Genomic DNA, 20,409 nt, shown 5'->3' with positions numbered 1-20,409 from the left:
TAGCCCAGACTTCAGTCTGTAAGTGACTATTAGTTTATTCATACAGACTAAAGTCTGTGTTACATTAACCCAAAAAGTAGCCCAGACTTCAGTCTATAAGTGACTATTGGTTTATTCATACAGACTAAAGTCTGTGTTACATTAACCCAAAAAGTCTGGGTTACATTAACTTAAAAAATATGCCTTGGAATTTTATTTTACCGCCCGTAATTGTCGCTCTAATCATAGGTTTTAGAGCAGGGCGAACATTGAAAAAGAAAAAACCGATTTCTCGAAAAGACTTGTATCTGTAAAACCTTCTATTTAGCCCTGCTAAGGGTTTTGTAAAATCTATGTTGAACGAAAAGGACTTCAAAAAACTACCAATTTTCATCATTTCTATGTCTCGGTGGGATGGAGATGTGTCGTCTGCTTCTTTGGCTTTAGCAAAGGTTTTAAGTAGAAATAACCCCGTTTTTTACATAGATTACCCATATTCTTGGGCAGACGTTTGGCGTGAAAGAAACAAACCAACCGTAAAAAAACGGATGGACGCTTTACTTTGGGGTAAAAATTATCTCACAAATATTCCAGACCAATCAGAGAATTTTGTGGCGGTAACTCCCAAACCTGCCTTACCCATTTATTCGTTACCAGCAGGTAAATTATATGATTTCGCCAGTCATTATAACGACCGCCAATTAAGCAATGTTATCAAAAGGATTTGTAGAGAAAAAGGATTTAAAAATTATCTATTTATCAATTCTTTTAATCCAAATTATTTAGCTAAAATTGATAAATATTTGTCGCCAACACTAAGTATTTATCATAGTCGAGATGCCATTGAAGAAGTAAAAGGACACGGTTTAGTCAAAGAAAATATCTGTGTTCAGCATTATGATATGGCAATGGCGACTTCTAAACAATTATGCAGAAATATTTCGGCAAGGAATAATAAAAACGTAAATTATTTCCCGAATGGTGGCGATGTACATTTATTCAAAAAGGCCTTTATAGAAACTTTGTCTAAACCAAAAGAATTAGAAAACATCAAAACGCCTATAATTGGCTACACAGGAGCAGTTTGTCAACGCATTGATTATGATTTAATGGTGAAAATTGCGGTACAAAACCCAGACAAAACGATTGTAATTGTAGGCCCCCGAAAAGACAAAGAATTCACAAATATTAAGCTGGACGATTATAAAAACATCGTTTTTGTGAGTTCTAAACGGATAGAAGAATTGCCTGCGTATTTACAATATTTTGATTGTACCATCATTCCATTTGCAAAAACGAATTTAACAGGCGGAATTTATCCGCTAAAAATCAATGAATATTTAGCAGCAGGCAAAGCAGTTGTTACCACCAATTTTTCTGAAGATATTGCCACTTTTGAAAGCAGTATTTATTTAGCTAATTCGCACGAAGAATTTTTAAAAATGATTCCGTTGGCAATAAATGATAATTCTTTAGAAAAAAAACACGCAAGATTTGAAGCCGCAAAGGGAAATTCTTGGGAAAATCGAGTATCGTTACTTTGGGATTTAGCTTGGGGAACATATAAAAAAACAATATAATTTACCGTCAAAATTATTATGAAAGGCATCGTTTTTACAGAATTTCTTGAAATGGTTGAAGAAAAATTTGGCTATACAATGGTCGATAATCTGCTGTCAACCACCGAATTACCATCAGAAGGTGTTTATACATCCGTTGGTACTTATCAGCACACAGAAATGGTTAGTTTAGTGATAAACTTGGCTAAGCAAACCAACATTCCAATCAACGAATTACTTAAAGTTTTTGGGGGATATTTATTCAAAACCTTTACTAAAACGTATAGCCATTTTATGGCAAAAGCTCCTGATGCTTTTACTTTTTTGGCATCAATCCATAATTATATTCATGTAGAGGTTCAAAAACTATATCCTGATGCAGAATTGCCCCATTTTGACATTGAAAGACCCGACGATAAAACGTTAGTTATGACCTATTCGTCTGCTCGAAAAATGGCTGATTTAGCCTTTGGTTTAATAGAAGGCTGTGTTGAATATTATAAAGAAAATGTCGAAATTTCACAGATACCAATAAATGAAGATGGAAGTATTACAAAATTTGTAATTATAAAAAAATAGTATGGAGGAGCTTGAATTACTAAAACGTCGTATAGAAAGGGAACAAAAAGCCCGTAAACAAGCCGAGAATATCTTGGAAGAGAAAGCTTTGGCTTTACACACTACCAACGAACAGTTAAAGAACCTCAATGAAAACCTTGCAAAACAAGTACAGTTAGGGATTGCAGAATTACAAAAAACAGAAAAAAATTATCAAGAACTCATCGAGTCGGTTCAAGATATTATTTATAAAATCTCTCCACAAGGCTACTTTACCTTTGTCAATAGCGTAGTCGAAAATCGTTTGGGTTATACCGAAAGCGAAATTATTGGTCGCCATTTTACAGAACTTATCATTCCACAATATGTTGAATCATTGATAACGGTTTATCGAGAAATGATTGGACAAAAAATGGAAAGTACCTATAATGAGTTTCCTGTCAAGACAAAAGATGGGAATGTCGTTTGGATTGGTCAAACTGTACGTTTAATTCAGGGTGAAAACACTGTTACTGAATTAGTGGCAGTAGCACGAGATATTTCAGATAGAAAAGCCACCGAAGACTCATTAAGGGCTACCCAAACTCGTTTGGCAACCCTTATTACAAATCTCCAAAAAGGCGTTTTAGTAGAAGACGAAAACCGTAAAATTGTATTAGTCAATCAACAATTTTGCGATACTTTTGGTATTCAAACAAAGCCCGAATTACTGATTGGCATGGACTGCTCAAATGCTGCCGAACAGTCTAAACATCTTTTTAAACATCCCAATATTTTTCTTGCCAAAATCAATAAAATTTTAGACAAAAAGCGACTGATTGTTGACGAAAACCTTCAAATGGCTGATGGTAGAATTTTACTGAGAACCTACATTCCAATTTTTTTGGAAAAACAATATAGAGGGCATCTTTGGGAATATTCTGATATTACCGAACAATATAATGCACGAGAATTAATCCGAAAAAGTGAGGAAAAATATCGTGGTATTATGAATAATATGGAGTTGGGGCTATTGGAGGTAGATAATAACCAAATTATTATTAGAGCTTATGATAGTTTTTGCCAAATGATTGGTTATTCTCAGGAAGAATTAGTGGGGAAATCTGCCCCAGCGTTATTACTCCCGAGTGATTCAGATGATACTTTAAATAAAAATCAAGAAGAACGTAAAAAAGGTAGTGCTTCTTCTTATGAATTACAACTAAAAAAGAAAGATGGAAGTCGCCTTTGGGTGATTATTAGTGGTGCTCCCATTTTCGGCGATGATGGCGAAGTTGTTGGCTCGATGGGAATTCATTATGACATTACCGAACGTAAATTGTTGGAACAAGAACTTGAACAAGCAAAATTAATTGCAGAACAAGCTCGACAATCTGAAAAGCAATTTTTGGCAAATATGAGTCACGAAATTAGAACGCCACTCAATGCCATTATTGGTATGACTCACCTGCTTTTTGATACACGTCCCAATAAACAACAATATGAGTATTTGGATATTCTTAAAACTTCGGCAGATTTCTTATTAACCCTAATTTCAGATTTACTTGATATGGCAAAAATTGAAGCAGGAAAAGTAGAAGTTCAAAATCATCCATTTGATTTGGCAGGCTTATTAAGAACAACCCAAAGATTGTTTCAGATTAAAATTGAAGGTCGTCCGATAGAAATAAACTTGATGATTGATGGCAGAATAACAGGGTATTATATCGGTGATGATTTGATATTGAACCAAATTTTGCTAAATCTTATTGGCAATGCTGAAAAATTTACAGAGAAAGGTTCAATTGATATTACCGTAAAACAAAAGCGGCAAGATGAAAAATTTGATTGGATAGAATTTAAGATTGAAGATACAGGAAGTGGTATTCCAGCAGAAAAAATGGATATGATTTTCCAAAAATTCAAGCAAATCAATTCTCATGGACATAAACACAAGGGAACAGGTTTGGGTTTGTCAATTACCAAGCAATTGGTTGAAATTCAGGGGGGAACAATTTCTGTAAACAGTGATGAGGGCGTAGGTTCAACTTTTACATTTCTATTACCGTATCAAAAATCTGAAACGGAAGCTTTACCCACAACCCACGAAATTCATTTTGCCCCTAAAAATTTGAATGGCTCAAAAGTTTTGGTTGCCGAAGATAACATCATGAATCAAAAGTATATCAGTAGTTTGTTAACCAAATGGGAAATAGATTTTGTGATTGCTTCTGACGGGAAAAAAGCGGTAGAGCAAGCACAGAAAAAACTTTTTGATTTAATTTTAATGGATATTCAAATGCCAAATATGGACGGCTATGAAGCAACCATTACTATTAGAAATACCAACAGTTTGAATCAAAAAACGCCCATTATTGCTCTTACTGCCTCAGCAATGTTAGACCAAAAAAGCAAGGCAATGTCGGCTGGAATGGATGATTTTGTGACTAAACCGTTTGCTCCTAACAATCTTTTGAGCATTTTACAACGGTACATCGGTAGCAATGATTCCGTCGTAAAACAGCCTGAAACCTTAGCAATTTCTTATGATTTAGACCAAACCAGTCTGGAACAATTATACGGTGATGACAAAGAATATGCCGCAGAAATGTTTGAAACTTTTTTAGAAGATGTTTTGCCTGATTTTTACCAATTACAAAACTTTGTTGAAAAAAAGGATTGGGAAAATCTTAGTAAAGAATCCCACAAATTAAAACCAACCTTAGCTATGGTTGGGCTTAATTTGATGGAATCAAAAATTGTTGAGATTGAAAAAAACGCCAAAGAACAAGCCAATGAAGATTGGCTGATTTCGGCGGTAAATACTTTTGTTGCTGAAATGGATGGGTACTTACCCACTTTAAAACAACGTCTCAAAACTTTACGAGAAGATTAAAATCAAGCTAAAGTTTTACACTAAATTTAGCAATTTTATTAAATAACTCTTTGGGATTGAACGGCTTAGTGATGTAGTCGTTCATACCAACGGTAAAAGCTCTATCCTGATTATTGAGTGTTGCAGATGCTGTTAGGGCTATAATTGGCACTTTGGTATCTATCTTTCTAATCTCCGCAGTGGCAGTATATCCGTCCATTATTGGCATCTGAATATCCATCAATACTACATCATATTTGCCAATGTCAAACTTTTCAAGAGCGATTTTACCATTTTCGGCAATGTCAATATTTACTTTCCATCGCTCCAAAAATTTAGTAGCAACTTTAATATTTACAGGGTAGTCTTCAACTAAAAGAACATTTACACCTTTTAAAATATCTTCTTCGTGAAACTCTAAATTTATATCTTTTTTAAATTTTTCTACGTCAGATGCAATTTCGAGTTCGACTGTAAAATAGAATTTTGCTCCTTTTCCTGCCTCACTTTCTAAATGAATATCACTATTATGAAGTTGTAATAATTTTTTGGTAATGACTAATCCCAAACCCGTTCCACCAAATTCACGAGTAGTTTCTGAATTAGCTTGGGTAAATTTATCAAAAATCAATTGTTGTTTTTTGGGTTCAATCCCAATGCCAGTATCGGTCACAGAAAACCCTAAAATGGCTAAATTACCAACACGTTTTTGAAGTGTCAATTCTACGGTAATACTTCCTTTTTTAGTGAATTTTACTGCATTTGAAACCAAATTTGTGATAATTTGACCTAATCTCAGAGAGTCACCAATTAGCCAATTAGGAACATCATCATCAATCATCAATTTGATTTTATTTTCTTTTTCTTCTGCCTTAACCTGATTTGCTTTTTTGATATTTGAAATCAATTGTTTGAGGTCGAAAGGAGCTTTTTCTAACTCTACTTTTCCCGCTTCAATTTTGCTGAAATCTAAAATATCATTGATTAAAGCATGAAGATTATCGGTTGAAAACTGTAAGATTTTAAGATTTTCGGCTAAACTATCAGAAACTTCTTCTTGTTGCATCAAATAAGTCATGCCCACAATTGCGTTCAGAGGCGTTCTGATTTCATGGCTCATCATAGATAAAAATTCAGATTTTGCCTGAGTAGCATTTTCTGCCAACTCCTTCGCTATACGCAATTCTGATTCAATTCTTTTTCGATTATCAATTTGAATTTGTAAATAATCTACCAATTTTGATAAATTATTTGAATCTATAATTTTTGAAGCATCTAATCCTTCCTTTTCTTCTAAAGAATAAATAGCGTCAATAAGTTTATCAACAGAAAGTCTTCGCTGTTTGATTTCCTTTTTTAGTTTTTCGTTAATTTCTGCATACTCTTTTTCATTTAATTGAGAAGAATGCTCAAACAACTCTTTATCACGTTCAAAGTTAAAATAAGACTCATTGACTGCTTTAATAAAATGTTGAAAAGGTTCTTGGTTCAAGCAATCTACACTGAGATATTTTGTAATTTGCTTATTGAGTAAACGGTGGAAATTTAGAGAGTCCATATATATTAAAGTTCAGAAAATGTAGTAATTGTCATAGTTTGGTTATGCAATTCACAACGAGCATTGGGATTGCGAGGAGACATTTCTCCGTAAGAATAAAAACCTGTTATAATGGTTTTATCACCAAAAATTTCTCGTACAGCTTCAACCTCTTCTTCTGTTCGCTGTCCCATTACTAATTTTCGCCCAACACAACTTATTAATATGGCTAATTCTGGTGCATCTTTAAAGGCTAATGTTGAGTTTTGGGCAGCCTCGGCAGAAGCATCAATAACTCTGTCTAAATTTGCCCTCATAAACCTTACCAAAGCCCCTACGGGCATATCACCTGCAAAGGTCATACTTTTTTTCTCTTCGTCGATTGATAGAATCGTCCTCACAACAGGCTCATCGTCTTCCGTAACTCGCATAGAAAGTGGAAATAACAAAGCTGCACCTGGTAATTCTTCAGCGTATTTTCCTAAATATTCTTTATAAATATCCAAAGCAGCTTTGTCACCAATTTTATACAAGACATTATATTCTGATTGTGTTACTTCTCTTTCAGGGCCAAAACCTTCCCATCCGCCCATTGAACCATGCCCAATTTTTAAACCATCTCCATAAAAACCAATACCAACAATATTTCCAGAGGTAGGGTTTTGGTTTAAGCCTACTAACGTTTTTTCAAAACGGGCATCATCTCCTGCCAACCCTCCCGACATAGGGATTTTATGCTTTATAATTTCATTTAAAGCCATAATTAATTCGCTCCCATTTACATTAGCACCATCCGAAATAATAAAAATGGCATTCAAATCATCTGCCATTAAATTTTGGGCTAATTCTTCACCTACTTGTGAACTTTGCAAATGGTTTTCAATGGTTACTTGACTGGTTTTAATAGAAATTTTCTCAAACTCAATTGCCGTGGCAATGATTGAATTATCATGAAGTTTGTCTTGATAGATTTCTCCCGCCGTAGAATTTATAACAATTTCGGCGTTAGGATACAAGGACCTTAAATGTTCATAAGGAGACATTTCTTCTAAATACTTTCGTTCGCCAAATGCCAAAACCAATTGGACGTTTGCTGTGTTTAAATCTCCTTTTTCGGAGATTTTTGACCAAATATTTTTCTCAAGTGCTATTTGCTGAATTTTCATATATTTAGAAGTTATTACGCTTAATTTTCTTAAAATTGATAAGATTTTTTTGAATTATTCATTTTTAGATAAAAATTATTCATTTTTAGATAACGTCCTGATTATTAGCTAACTACAAGATGTAAGCCAATTTGATTTTTTAAGTAAAATTTTCGTAAAAAACCGATAAAAAACGTTAAAAAAAAGAGATTTTATACATGACGGAAGAAATATACGTTAAATCGAACGAAAAATGATGTTTTGGAATAATTTTTGCTCTATTTATGCACAGATTACCTAACTCTTCAAAGTATTCAAAAATCCCAATAAATAGTCGTTTTTTTTTTCTTCATTAGCTTGTAATTACACTTTAACCACTGATTCTGAAAGCATTAATAATATAAATTTCAAATTGAATTTGTAGTCTTCCCGAATTAATAGCATGGAACAAAAAATAAAATTGTTAATCATTGACGATGAATCAAGTACTCGTAAAGTTTTAGAACATTTCCTTAATAAAGAATTTGAAGTAACACTCAAAAACGATGGAATGGAAGGTATGCACTGGTTAGAATTGGGCAATGACTCAGATTTTATCATTGCTGACCTCAATATGCCTAATTTGAATGGAAAAGAGTTTATCAAAGTAATTAGAGCGAGTAATCTTTATAGAGAAGTTCCCATTATTATTTTGTCTGGAACTGACGAAAGTAAGGAGAGAATTGAGTGCCTTAATTTAGGGGCTGATGACTTTATGCTCAAACCATTCAATCCGATGGAAGTTCATGCCAAAATCAAGGCAATTTTACGCAGAGTAAAACCTCAATAAACCAACTTATGGATACTATCAAACCGAGTGATTTGGAGCAAAATTCCTTCACAATAAAAGTTATTTTAGTTGAAAATGACCATTTGGCAACGGTAAATTTCTTGAAAAAATTTGGAGAAAAACTAAGCGTAAAAGTCATTGAAAGTGCTGAGGAATGTTTGGAGTTTATTAAAAATACTTATCCGCCAGATGCTATCATTATTGGTAGAAATATGGGTGGGTTGAAGTTTTTGGAAACCGTTAGAGCTGAAAGTTGGACACGCACTTTACCCGTAATTATTACCAGCGACCAAATTACACAAGGGCTAATTAAAGAAGTTCTTGAAAAAAAAGGAGATGATTTATTTCCCAAAGATTTTAGTGAAGGCGATTTGGTTACACGTTTGGAATATTTCATCAAACGTCGTCATTATGAAGCAACACAACAGGCAAAATCAAACATTTTAGCAGTGAAAATCCCCCTATGGAAACGCTCAATTGATGTTTTGTCAACAGGTTTTGCTTTGCTTTTTCTTTCGCCCATTCTGGCAATCGTGGCAATTCTGATAAAATTAGACTCAAAAGGTCCAGTTGTTTATAAATCACGCAGAGTTGGGGCGGGCTACAAAGTTTTTGAAATTTATAAATTCAGGACGATGCGTACCGATGCCGACCAGTTGATAAAAAATATGGGTGATTTGAATATGTACACCAAAGAAACCGCTGAGAAAAAGATTGAAGGACTTTGTGAAGATTGTGCTATGAAGGGAGTTTGTCAACAACAATTATTTTTTGATGGTGAGGTAGTTTGTGAAAAAGCATATTTAGCTGAGAAAAAAGAAAAAGTTGCTTTTATGAAATTTCAAAATGACCCCAGAATTACCAAATTTGGCGGTTTTTTAAGAAATAGTAGTATCGACGAGCTACCCCAACTTTTTAATATTTTTATGGGAGATATGTCATTAATTGGCAATCGTCCACTTCCACTTTACGAAGCTGAAAAACTCACAACCGATAAATATATTGAGCGTTTTGCAGGGCCGGGTGGACTTACAGGACTTTGGCAAGTAACCAAAAGAGGAAAAGGGAAAAAAGAAATGACCGAAGAAGAACGTATTGAATTAGACATTGAATATGCTCGGAATTTCTCTTTCAAATATGACATGAAAATATTTTTTATGACTTTTCCTGCTCTTTTACAATCTGAAAATGTGTGATTTTTACCGCTAAATTTTAAACAATGACACTCTTTCTGGAAATATGTTTTTGGTTTTGTATTGGCTTGGTAGTCTATACTTATCTGGGTTATGGAGTTGTGGCTTGGATAATGGTCAAAATTAGGAATATTTTAGGCAAGCAATTCAAGCAATATAACGACCCAAGTTTTCTTCCAAAAGTTACCTTAGCAATTCCTGCTTACAACGAAATGTCATGTATTGAAGCTAAACTACAAAACACTTTTAGCTTAGATTATCCAGCCGACAAATTAGAAGTGTTGTTTGTAACAGAAGGCTCAAACGATGGTACTTCCGAATTCATTTTGTCAAATTTGAGTAAATACCCAAGCATGAAAATGATTGGCGGAACCACTCGAAGAGGCAAGATTGAAGCGATGAATATGGCTGTAAAAACCATTGATTCGCCCATTGTGATTTTTACAGATGCCAATACAAATCTGAATAATCAGGTAATCAGAAACATTGTTCGTCATTTCCAAGACCCAGTTGTGGGAGCTGTGGCGGGCGAAAAACGTATAGAGACCCAAGGTTCAGAAGCTGCCGCAGGTGCAGGCGAAGGGCTTTATTGGAAATACGAATCATTTTTAAAGAAATTAGACACCCAACTTTATTCGGTTGTTGGTGCAGCAGGAGAACTTTTTGCAGTACGCACGCATCTTTTTGGTGAAGTCGAAAAAGATACACTTTTAGACGATTTTATGGTTTCGTTGAGAATTGCCGCCGATGGTTATCGAGTTATTTATGAACCAGACGCCTATGCAAGTGAACGCCCATCATTTTCAATTCAAGATGAAATGAAGCGAAAAATTAGAATTGCTTCTGGAGGTTTTCAATCTATTGCCCGTTTGGGTTTTCTTTGGAATATTTTTAAATACGGCTTACTTTCATTTCAATACGTTTCGCACCGAGCGATGCGTTGGGCAGTTGCTCCTTTTTGTTTACCTCTTATTTTTCTTCTAAATATAGCTTTGGTCATTTTTAAACCAACTTTCATATTACAGTTTTTTATGCTTGGGCAAATTGCTTTTTATATTATGGCAATTGTTGGGTATTATCTTGAAAATAAGAAAATTAGAGTAAAATTATTGTTTGTGCCATTCTATTTTTCTTTCATGAATTATTGTGCAATTAAAGGATATTTAAGATACAGAAATGGGTTGATTTCGGGAATTTGGGAAAAAGTAAAACGAGCAGAATAAAATGATGATTGACATTTCTATGCCCAAATGGGTAAAAAATATTCTACAAAAGCCAAACCATTTTAAAGAAATGGAAGGGACTGAGATTATAGAATTGAAAAGGAAATTAGCTCGTTTTTCAACGAATAATCCCATTGTTAGTGTAGTAATTCCTGCTTGGAATGAAGAAGACGGAATCCTGCACACGTTGATTTCGTTGGCTGAAACCAAGACAAATTACGATGTTGAGTTGTTGATAATTGATAATAATTCGACAGATGGAACGGCGTATTTACTCAATTCATTAGGCGTAAAAAATATTTTAGAAACCAAACAAGGCGTTGGTCATGCTCGCACACGTGGATTGCATGAAGCCAAAGGAAAATATATTTTGACGGGCGATAGTGATACACTTTATCCTGCGGGATGGATTACAGCAATGGTTGATGGAATGATAAACGATGAGCAAGTTTACTGTGTTCATGGAAGTTATTCATTTTTACCGAGCGACGAAACTCCACGTTGGCAATATGCTTTTTATGAGTTTTTGAGCGGTTTTATTATCAGAAAGAAAGAGAAAACACAGCCTTTTTTGAATACATTAGGCTTTAATTCTGGGTTTATTAGACAAAAAGGAATTGACGTCAATGGATATGATATTGAAACGCAAAGGACTTTTAGAGGAGCAGCGGGCGTTGTAGAACAAAACGCTACTGAAGACGGAATGATGGCTTTGAGATTGCAAAACGCAGGTGGAAAAATCAAAGCAATTGAAAGTAATAATGCCAGAGTTTGGACAAGCGACCGCCGTATTCAATTAGATGGCGGATTAAAAAATGCGATGATGATGAGAGTTAAAAAATACCTTTTCAAAAAATAAAAATGTCTATCGTTTCTACTATCAAATCGAATCAAAAATTAAAGCAATTTGTACATTGGTGCTTAATTCCCAAACATCAGGCTCGTCCGAGACTTTGGGTGCAATGGTTTGTTAATCCTTTTTTTCATAAAAAGGGAAAAGGTACTACCATTTGCAGACGTACACGTATGGACGTTTTACCTTTTCAACCATTTAATATTGGTGATTTTAGTACCGTAGAAGATTTTGCAACCGTCAATAATGGCGTTGGGGCGGTAAACATCGGTAATAATTCTCGCATTGGAATTGGTAATGTAATTATTGGACCTGTAACGATAGGAAACAATGTAATTTTGGCTCAGAATATTGTCATGAGCGGACTCAACCACAATTATACTGATATTACAAAATCCATTTATTTACAAGGCGAAACAGTAGCAACCATCACCGTTGAAGATGATTGTTGGATTGGTGCAAACGCTGTTATTACAGCGGGTGTTACCATTGGCAAACATAGCGTGGTATCTGGCGGGGCAGTTGTTACAAAAGATATTCCTCCGTATTCAGTGGCGGTTGGTAATCCTGCAAGAGTGATTAAAAAGTATAATTTTGATACGCAAAACTGGGAATCTATCAAAGCATAATTAGGTTTTATTCTACACTTTTTTAGTGAAATTTTGCTTCAATCCGAAGCCAATTTATTGTAAAATTCCTCAAAACCTTCTTGAAATTCCTTCCGAAAACGAACGATTAAAGTCGCCTTTATCGCCCTTTTTATCTGCTTTATTTTATTCTAAGCATTAGGAATAAATTATTTGACATTATGTATTGGCGTATAGCATACGCCAAAATTGTCAAAACATTGGCGTATGCTATACGCCAATACAAATCAACGACATTAATATTATTAAATAATTTATTCTTGGTACTTTATACTAATTATAAAAAGATATTGCGTGTATGAGTTTCGGCGGAAGTGGTTCTTTTGAATGCTACGGTTTATACACAAATTTATAGAATAAAAAAGCCGTAGGCTTGACCGATTTTGTAGCGGTGGGTTTTAACCCACCGAAAAAGAAAATGACCATTTTTTGAGTTCCGAAGGAACGAGGCATTAAAAATGGGTCGAGCCTATGGCTCTAAAATGGCTTTTCGCATCATTTTCGGTGTGTTAAAACCCACCGCTACAAAATTTAACCGAGCCTATGGCTCTAAATCGATATTCAAATACTTGTGTATAAACCGTAGCCTTTTGAAGGAAAACTTCCGTAAAACACGTATTAAAATATTTAAAATTGGTATAAAAACTGCTTCTAATCGCTCCAAATTGCCATTTTGTTCAAAATGAGGAAAAGAAAGTTCAAAATGAGGAAAAAAATCTTGGAGTTATTCTGAGGTGATATTTCTAAAATTTTCATTTTGTTCATTATGAGATAAAGATTGTTCATTTTGAGATAATACTTCTGTCATATTTTTTCAAATTTTGTAAGGCATATTCACTCATAACTCTTACCTCAATTTAGAGTGTGAATCTATTTTAACGAACAATTTAATCATACCAAAATTATGAAATTAAGTATTTGCTCAATGCACATTGCTCAATTTGTGTATTGAATCAGCTTCTTATTTTCCCAAATAGCACTTCCCATTCCCTTTAACGCACATGAAAACTTATAATCCTAAAGGCAATAAAGCCTTATTAATTCTTAATCATAAAACATCAAAAAAAGTATTAGTTGACGCCGTTGTCTTGTTGGAAGGCGATGTCAATTATACCATTTTTCATTTAGAAAATGGTAAGCAGAATCTTGTTGCCCACAGTCTCAAATTTTATGAGCCTTTTTTAGAAACACACGGTTTTTTGAGGGTTCATCGCTCATATATGATTAATCCAAATCATGTTGAGGCATTAGACAAACAGCAGTTTAAAGTAACGATGAAAAATGGACGAGAAGCGACGGTTTCACGTCGAAATAAGAAAGTATTTAAAAGATTATCTTAAAGAATCAGAACTAAAAGGATTTGTCGCAAGACAAACAATAGCCCACAGATGAAAGGGATTATATTGATTTTTCTTTATTTCATCTCAGTGTAAATCTGTAAAATCAGTTCAATCTGTGGGCTAAATTTGTCTGTGACAAATAGTTTATTGTTCTGTTAAAATTTAGCTTTACCCCTAATTAATCTGCGGTAATTCGTTTTGTAAAAAATCAAGTAAGTTGCAAACCTTTAGCTCATCGGCTTTCAAATAGCTTTCTCCGTTGGGAATAATAATAAACTTTTTCTCTGGATTTAAGTCTTTAATACTCTCATAAAAACCTTTCGAAACAGTTGGACTGTTGGATAACTTTATTTCTACAAAAATCTTTTTACCTGTTGGACTAATCATCAGTAAATCTACTTCTGCACCGACTTGTGTACGATAAAAAAATAATTGCCAATCATAGCCAATATTTCTTTTAATTTGCTCAATTACATAGCCTTCCCAAGATGCCCCAACGATTGGATTTTGTTGTAATTGTTCAAGACTAATTACCCGTGCCAATTGATGTAAAATACCCGAATCTCTGAAATATATTTTGGGTGATTTAACCAATCTTTTAGAAATATTTACATGATATGGTTGCAAGCGTTGAATGATAAAACTGCCCTCCAACAAATCTAAATACCTATTTATGGTTGGTGGACTAACGCCTAAAGACCTGCTTAAATCATTCATATTGACCAAATTACCATTTACATGACTGAGCATCTCTAATAATTTTCGAGTCATTTCTGCACTTACACCATAGCCTAAAGCTTGCAAATCTCTCTCGACAAAAGTCTGAATAAAACTGCCTAACCAACGAAAACTTTGAGATTCCTTTGGAGCATTCAAGGCATCTGGAAAACCTCCTTTTAGCCAATGATTTTGCATAGAAATTTGAGAGAAAACTTCTGTCAACGACAAAGGCGATAATTCCGTATAAGCTATTCTGCCTGCTAATGTTTCTGAAGCTCCTTTTATCAAATCTGGCGAAGCAGACCCCAATAAAATGAATCTTGCAGGGCGACGGTCTTGGTCAACCAAAGCCCTAATTAATGCAAAAATTTTGGGCATTCGTTGTACTTCATCAATGATAATACATTTTTCAGAATGGCTTTTTAAAAACGTTTCAGCATCATCTAAACGTCTCAAATCAGTATCCAATTCTAAGTCAATATATAGCGTTGATTGGTCAATTTGCTTTTGTAACCATTTTGCCAAAGTTGTTTTTCCAACTTGTCTTGGTCCAATGATTCCCACAACAGGGAAAAATGACAAATCATCAAGTAATTGTGAAGTAATGCTTCTTTCAAACATTGAAATTATAAAGTTTAATTTTAATTTTTCAATGTAAATATATTATTAAAATAGTTGTAAATCAATTTTTAAGACTTAATAAGTAGGGGGTGGGATTTAGGGGTTAGGATTTATTGTTTGCATAAACCATTGATAATCAAGTTTATGTAAACAATAAATCCCAATCCCTACTTAAAGCAGTGAAGTCTTTCTAACCAATAATTATGTACTTAAAATCCTGTTGAAGTAGCCAACGTTTCGTTCGCAGTCATGTCATTTTGAATGGCTACAATTTTTGATTTTGCCATATCATAAGAATCTTGTCCTAAAAATAAATGCAAAGGAGGATTTCCATTTTTTACAATTTCAATCAAGACCGATGCCGCTTTTTCGGGGTCGCCGGGTTGATTTCCCCTAATTTGATTTTCGTGCAATGCTTGAAGTTCTCTTGCTTCTTGATAAGCTGCAATTTCATTAATCGGCGTATTTAGAGATTCTTTCGATAAGAAATTGGTACGGAAATACCCTGGATAAACTACCGTAGCACTAATGCCAAATGCCTTTGCTTCTGCCGAAAGAGATTCTGTAAAACCCGCAACCGCAAATTTTGTAGCACAGTAAATTCCCCAACCTGGAAAATTACCCGTGAAACCGCCAACAGAAGAAATATTGAAAATTTGTCCAGATTTTTGGTTTCTGAAATGAGACATGACTGAACGAATTACATTGAGCGAGCCAAACACATTGACATCAAAATTTTGACGAGCTTCTGCATCGCTTAATTCTTCTAAAGTACCCAATTGTCCATATCCCGCATTATTCACCACTACGTCAATTGTTCCTAATTTTTCAATGGTTTCGGCAATGGCATTTGCTACGCTTTGCTCATTCACTAAATCGACCTGTAAGGGTAAAAATGTTTCTGAAGCCGAACCGATTTCCTGCGTTAAGTCACTCAATTTTCTTGAAGTTGCTGCTACTTTGTAGCCTTCTTGTAATAAAGTTTTAACAAGACTAAGTCCTAATCCTTTTGATGCTCCTGTTACAAACCAAACTTTTTGTGTATCCATTTTTGTGTTTTTTTTAAAATTTTTGATGACACAAAATTAGGATACACTCGTCATGGGCAGATTGTAACAAGCAAACCGATAATTGCAAAAATCAAACAGGTTGATTTTGTCGAAATGTTTTTGGGGTTACTTCAGTGTGTTTCTTGAAAAAATTAATAAAATGAGGAGATTCTTCAAACCCAAGACAAGCACTTATTTCTGTAATATGCCAGTCAGTATGTTTTAGCAAAGCTTTGGCTTCTTGTGCAACACGCTCGGCAATAACTTGTGAAGTGGTTTTGCCAGTAATTTCTTTCAAAGCACGATTTAGATGATTTACATGGACAGCCAATTGGTCAGCAAAATCATTGGGTGAACGAAATTTCATTTGCTGAAAAGGTGATTCAATCGGAAATTGTCGTTCTAACAATTCCATAAATACAGAAGAGATACGAGTTGCCGCATTTTGATTATTGTAGAGAATCGTGGCGGGTTGCATTCGTTGTGCTAAATGGATTAATTCAAGCACTGAAGCACGTATGGCGTCATATTTGTAAGTATAATCTGATTCTATTTCTTTTATAATCTTCAGATAAATCGTTTTAATTGGCTCTAAATCTTCGTCATTTATCAGAAAAACAGGATTTCCACCGGGTTTAAAAACGGGATATTCTTTAATATTTCCGAATTGATTAAAAAACGCTTCGGTAAAAATACAGAAATAACCAGCCTGCTCTTCTTGTAAATATTCCCAATTATATGGAATTTGGGGATTAGAAAAAATGAGGGCTTGTTTATCAATATCAATGGTTTTATCGGCATAATGAGCCTTATTTTTACCAATGATTAAGCTGATTTTAAAGAAATCTTTTCTGCTATACGGAATACAATTGGCGTATTTTGTTACAAAATCTTCCAATCTGAAAACGTTAAAATGTCCCATTTCTTTCCCAAGATTTTGAGGCATCCAATTCAGTTTGAGTTTATAAAAATCTTCGATGGTTTCTGTTCTGTTCATTTTGTAAAGTTATAAAAATCAAACAAAATGAAAATTGATTTTTTGATATTTTACAAAAGAAAAATGTTCGTTTTCAAGATTTTTTAATAATTGCCGATTGTATTTACTAAGAAATTAGCGTTTCAAGGTAGATAGGCAAATATTCACAATGTCATCAAAGACTTTCTTACCACTGTCTATTTTTATGGTAACTCGTAAACCATTAAACGAATTCATGATAAATCTTGCCAATGCACGAGCTGAATGTTGCATTGTGAAAATGCCTTTATCTTGTCCTCTTTGAATAGCGGTACAAATAGCCTCTTCAATATCAACCATAATAGAGTTGGCAATGGCAGCTACTTCGTCATCAAAAGGAGCTAATTCAACCGCTGAGTTTACCATGAAACAACCTCTGGCATAATTTTCTTGTAAAGACTCATTTTTTACTACTTCAAAGGCTTTTCTGATATATACTTCTACATCTTCGGCAACGGTGGCCTCTGCAATAACATTGTCGATTCGTTCTCTACGGTACTTTTTTAATGTTCGAACAAACAAACTGTGTTTGTCTCCGTAAGTATCGTATAAACTTGAACGACTGATTCCGAGTCCTTCAACTAAATCTTGGGCAGAAGTTGCATTATATCCTTTTAGCCAAAACAAATTCATTGCTTTGTCTAAAACTTCTTCTTCGTCGAATACCTTTGTACGTGCCATAAAATCTTTGTGAGACAGTTTGTATCTCACAAAGATAATTATACGGAACGATTGTTCCGTATTTTGGCAAAAAAATTATTGTCTCAATGGAGCATTCACACTTGCACCACTATCAATCGTATATTCAGCACCAGAGATAAATGCGGCATCGTCAGAGGCAAGAAAACCAACTAATTTTGCTACTTCTTGAGGTTGACCATAGCGTTTGAAAGGCATTTTGCTTCTAATAAAATCGTGGATTTCTTTGCTTTCAAATTGTCCTTGATAGATAATTGCCGTTTCTGTCATGGCAGGTGCAATGGTATTTACTCTAATTTTTCTATGAGCCAATTCTACCGAAACAGTTTTGCTGTATGCTGTTAAAGCTGCTTTACTTGCACTATAAATGGCTGTTCCCATAGCGTATGTGTAGGCACTTACGGACGTCATGTGAATGATTGAAGCTCCATCATTTAAGATAGGAATGAATTTTTCTGTTGTAAAAACTGCTCCTTTGAAATTGATGTTCATAATTTCGTCCAAAGTATTTTCTGTAACCTGTCCAATGTATTCTTGTAATGCCACACCTGCATTTACAAATAGAATATCTATTTTTCCGAAGGCTGATTTTACTTGTTCAACCAGACTTTCGATTTCCGAGATTTGGGCAACATCTGCACGAATACCGATTGCATTTTTTCCTAATTCTTGAACAGCTTCATCAATTTTTCCTTGATTACGACCTGTAATGACCACTTTTGCACCTTGTGAAATAAATTCCTTGGCAGTTGCAAAACCAATTCCTGAGTTGCCTCCTGTAATAACTGCAATTTTGTTTTCTAATTTACTCATTTCGTTCCTTTTTAAGTTGTTATTAAATGCGTTATTCCTTTATTTGGAACAAACGTTCCGTAAAGGTATAAATATTGGAATGATTATTCCAAATAAAATTTTAGAAAGTTGAAAAATCAATTTTATAATTCAACCGAATCTTTATGCTTGGAATATTTGTAGGTTGAGTCGGAACACAAAGTGGTTCATGTTAAAATTTGAGAAACAAAGTTCAAGAGCTTTAAAAGCTAAGCTGTATGCTAATTGAGGGACTTTGTAAGTAGCAAAATGAGGATTGATGAATGTATTGACGATTAACGAATTGGTTTTTAATCGTAATTATGGGTTTTACCTAAATCTCAATCACTATCTCTACTTAAAGCGTTCCATAAAAATGAGAGCTTTTATAAAATTGAGATTTTATAAAAATTAAAGTGTTTCAGACTATGCAAATTATGTTTGTGAATTTTATATTATTGATTTTTTAATCAAATTTTATTTTATGCTCAATAATTGAGTATTATAAAATTGATAATATAAAAGTAATTAGTTTAAGCAGGTTCAATATTTTGACCATTTTAAACTAATTTTGATAATAAATCATTTATTAAGTAGATGTACAGATTTAAGGTATAGTATTTAGTGTTGGAATGGGCTTGATAATGAATGAAGCTGTTTAAACTTATTGGGTTTGAAATTACGTTTGAATATTTCATAAGTAATTGATAATAAGGCTAATAATGAGATAATGCTAAACCCGCCCTTAAATGTCAATATCTACTTAAATATTGAACCTACATTATGAAAAACATTTTATTCTTTTTATTGATTTTTTTCTCATTAGCATCTAATGCTCAGGTACTTCGTAAAAGAACGACGATGTTAATGGGAGGAAGATTTGATATTTCGGTGGTTGCGAAGGATACGGCTTTGGCAGAACAAAGTATCAATGAAATTATTGCAGAAATTTCTCGTATCGAATATCTTATTTCAGACTGGAAAAGCTCTACCCAAATTTCGGAAGTGAATAGAAATGCAGGAATTAAACCTGTCAAGGTAGATGCTGAAGTGCTTGCTTTGACTGAAAGAGGGTTGTATTTTTCAAAAATAACGCATGGAGCATTCGATATTAGTTTTGCTGCAATGGATAGAATTTGGAAATTTGATGGCTCAATGACAGCTATGCCGACGCCCGAAGCCATTAAAAAGTCAGTAGAAAAAGTAGGATTTGAGCATATAGAGTTAAACAAAGCCAATAGTACCATTTTCTTGAAGAAAAAAGGAATGAAAATTGGATTTGGAGCATTGGGTGAAGGTTATGCTGCCGACCGTTGTCGTGAAATGATGTTAGCAAAAGGTATTCAAGCAGGAATAGTAAATGCCTCTGGCGATATGAATTCTTGGGGTACACAACCCAATGGAAGCCCTTGGAATATTGGAATAACCAATCCAATGCAAAAAGATACTGTTTTTGCGATTGTGCCTTTAATAAAAAGTGCGGTTGTTACTTCTGGGAGTTATCAAAAATATGTGGTTTTTAACGGAAAACGTTATTCTCATATTATAAATCCCGTAACTGGATACCCCGCAAGCGGTTTGTGTAGCGTAACCGTATTTGGAAGCAGTGCTGAAAAAGCCAATGGTTTTAGTACCTCAATTATGGTTTTGGGCAAGGAAAAAGGTTTGAAATTATTAAAAAAATATCCAGATTATAGTGCAATTCTTATCACTGATTCAGGAAAAGTAATCACAACTAAAAATCTGGATATTAATTCGTATCAATTAAAATAATACGA

Annotated in this window: 17 protein-coding genes; 10 read left to right on the top strand and 7 right to left on the bottom strand. The window is 34.1% G+C overall.

Annotated features, from left to right (window positions below):
• The first annotated feature begins 332 nt into the window (after positions 1-332).
• From LV89_RS19420 to LV89_RS19410, 3 genes are read left to right on the top strand one after another with little or no spacing between them, the layout of a single operon-like run.
• Positions 333-1,559 (top strand): glycosyltransferase, encoded by a 1,227-nt coding sequence (locus LV89_RS19420; protein ID WP_109744588.1) that lies wholly within the window; start codon positions 333-335, stop codon positions 1,557-1,559.
• 18 nt (positions 1,560-1,577) lie between these two features.
• A complete protein-coding gene (locus tag LV89_RS19415; protein WP_109744587.1) occupies positions 1,578-2,117 on the top strand; it encodes a heme NO-binding domain-containing protein in 540 nt (179 codons plus the stop codon).
• Between the two features lies 1 nt (position 2,118).
• Positions 2,119-4,971, top strand: a complete 2,853-nt coding sequence (locus tag LV89_RS19410; RefSeq protein ID WP_109744586.1) for a PAS domain S-box protein — start codon at positions 2,119-2,121, stop codon at positions 4,969-4,971.
• Positions 4,972-4,978: 7 nt separating this feature from the next.
• On the opposite strand, the gene LV89_RS19405 is transcribed toward LV89_RS19410, so the two are convergent.
• Both LV89_RS19405 and LV89_RS19400 read right to left on the bottom strand, forming a co-directional pair.
• Positions 4,979-6,508 carry a response regulator gene (locus LV89_RS19405; protein ID WP_109744585.1) on the bottom strand — a complete coding sequence of 510 codons (1,530 nt, stop codon included), beginning with the start codon at positions 6,506-6,508 and terminating at the stop codon, positions 4,979-4,981.
• A 5-nt stretch (positions 6,509-6,513) separates the two neighbouring features.
• Positions 6,514-7,653 (bottom strand): FIST signal transduction protein, encoded by a 1,140-nt coding sequence (locus LV89_RS19400; RefSeq protein WP_109744584.1) that lies wholly within the window; start codon positions 7,651-7,653, stop codon positions 6,514-6,516.
• A gap of 421 nt (positions 7,654-8,074) precedes the next feature.
• Here LV89_RS19400 and LV89_RS19395 point away from each other — a divergent pair, with 421 nt between their 5' ends.
• From LV89_RS19395 to LV89_RS19370, 6 genes are all read left to right on the top strand, one after another.
• The gene (locus LV89_RS19395) at positions 8,075-8,461 is read left to right on the top strand and encodes a response regulator transcription factor (protein WP_109744583.1); all 387 of its coding nucleotides are present in this window, start codon (positions 8,075-8,077) and stop codon (positions 8,459-8,461) included.
• Between the two features lie 8 nt (positions 8,462-8,469).
• Entirely contained in the window at positions 8,470-9,657 is a 1,188-nt protein-coding gene (locus LV89_RS25925; RefSeq protein WP_109744582.1) for a sugar transferase, read from the top strand.
• 23 nt (positions 9,658-9,680) lie between these two features.
• A complete protein-coding gene (locus LV89_RS19385) occupies positions 9,681-10,877 on the top strand; it encodes a glycosyltransferase family 2 protein (RefSeq protein WP_109744581.1) in 1,197 nt (398 codons plus the stop codon).
• 1 nt (position 10,878) lies between these two features.
• The gene (locus tag LV89_RS19380; RefSeq protein WP_109744580.1) at positions 10,879-11,736 is read left to right on the top strand and encodes a glycosyltransferase family 2 protein; all 858 of its coding nucleotides are present in this window, start codon (positions 10,879-10,881) and stop codon (positions 11,734-11,736) included.
• Positions 11,737-11,738: 2 nt separating this feature from the next.
• On the top strand, positions 11,739-12,359 hold the full coding sequence (locus tag LV89_RS19375) for an acyltransferase (protein ID WP_109744579.1): 621 nt from the start codon (positions 11,739-11,741) through the stop codon (positions 12,357-12,359).
• A 1,019-nt stretch (positions 12,360-13,378) separates the two neighbouring features.
• Positions 13,379-13,717: a LytR/AlgR family response regulator transcription factor gene (locus LV89_RS19370; RefSeq protein WP_109744578.1), complete on the top strand. Its 339-nt coding sequence runs from the start codon at positions 13,379-13,381 to the stop codon at positions 13,715-13,717.
• A gap of 174 nt (positions 13,718-13,891) precedes the next feature.
• Here LV89_RS19370 and LV89_RS19365 read toward each other — a convergent pair whose 3' ends face one another.
• From LV89_RS19365 to LV89_RS19345, 5 genes are all read right to left on the bottom strand, one after another.
• Positions 13,892-15,058, bottom strand: coding sequence for an ATP-binding protein (locus LV89_RS19365; RefSeq protein WP_109744577.1), 1,167 nt, complete (start codon positions 15,056-15,058; stop codon positions 13,892-13,894).
• Positions 15,059-15,267: 209 nt separating this feature from the next.
• Positions 15,268-16,107: an SDR family oxidoreductase gene (locus LV89_RS19360; RefSeq protein ID WP_109744576.1), complete on the bottom strand. Its 840-nt coding sequence runs from the start codon at positions 16,105-16,107 to the stop codon at positions 15,268-15,270.
• Positions 16,108-16,198: 91 nt separating this feature from the next.
• Positions 16,199-17,104 (bottom strand): helix-turn-helix domain-containing protein, encoded by a 906-nt coding sequence (locus tag LV89_RS19355; protein ID WP_109744575.1) that lies wholly within the window; start codon positions 17,102-17,104, stop codon positions 16,199-16,201.
• Positions 17,105-17,218: 114 nt separating this feature from the next.
• Positions 17,219-17,803, bottom strand: coding sequence for a TetR/AcrR family transcriptional regulator (locus tag LV89_RS19350; RefSeq protein ID WP_109744574.1), 585 nt, complete (start codon positions 17,801-17,803; stop codon positions 17,219-17,221).
• 75 nt (positions 17,804-17,878) lie between these two features.
• Positions 17,879-18,634, bottom strand: coding sequence for an SDR family NAD(P)-dependent oxidoreductase (locus LV89_RS19345; RefSeq protein WP_109744573.1), 756 nt, complete (start codon positions 18,632-18,634; stop codon positions 17,879-17,881).
• A gap of 780 nt (positions 18,635-19,414) precedes the next feature.
• Here LV89_RS19345 and LV89_RS19340 point away from each other — a divergent pair.
• Entirely contained in the window at positions 19,415-20,404 is a 990-nt protein-coding gene (locus LV89_RS19340; protein ID WP_170117764.1) for an FAD:protein FMN transferase, read from the top strand.
• Positions 20,405-20,409 lie beyond the last annotated feature (5 nt).

The sequence above is a fragment of the Arcicella aurantiaca genome (genome assembly GCF_003148625.1).
GTDB classification, from domain to species: Bacteria; Bacteroidota; Bacteroidia; order Cytophagales; family Spirosomataceae; genus Arcicella; species Arcicella aurantiaca.
Note: the sequence above shows the minus strand (reverse complement) of the source record. Positions and strands in the feature narration are given on the sequence as shown.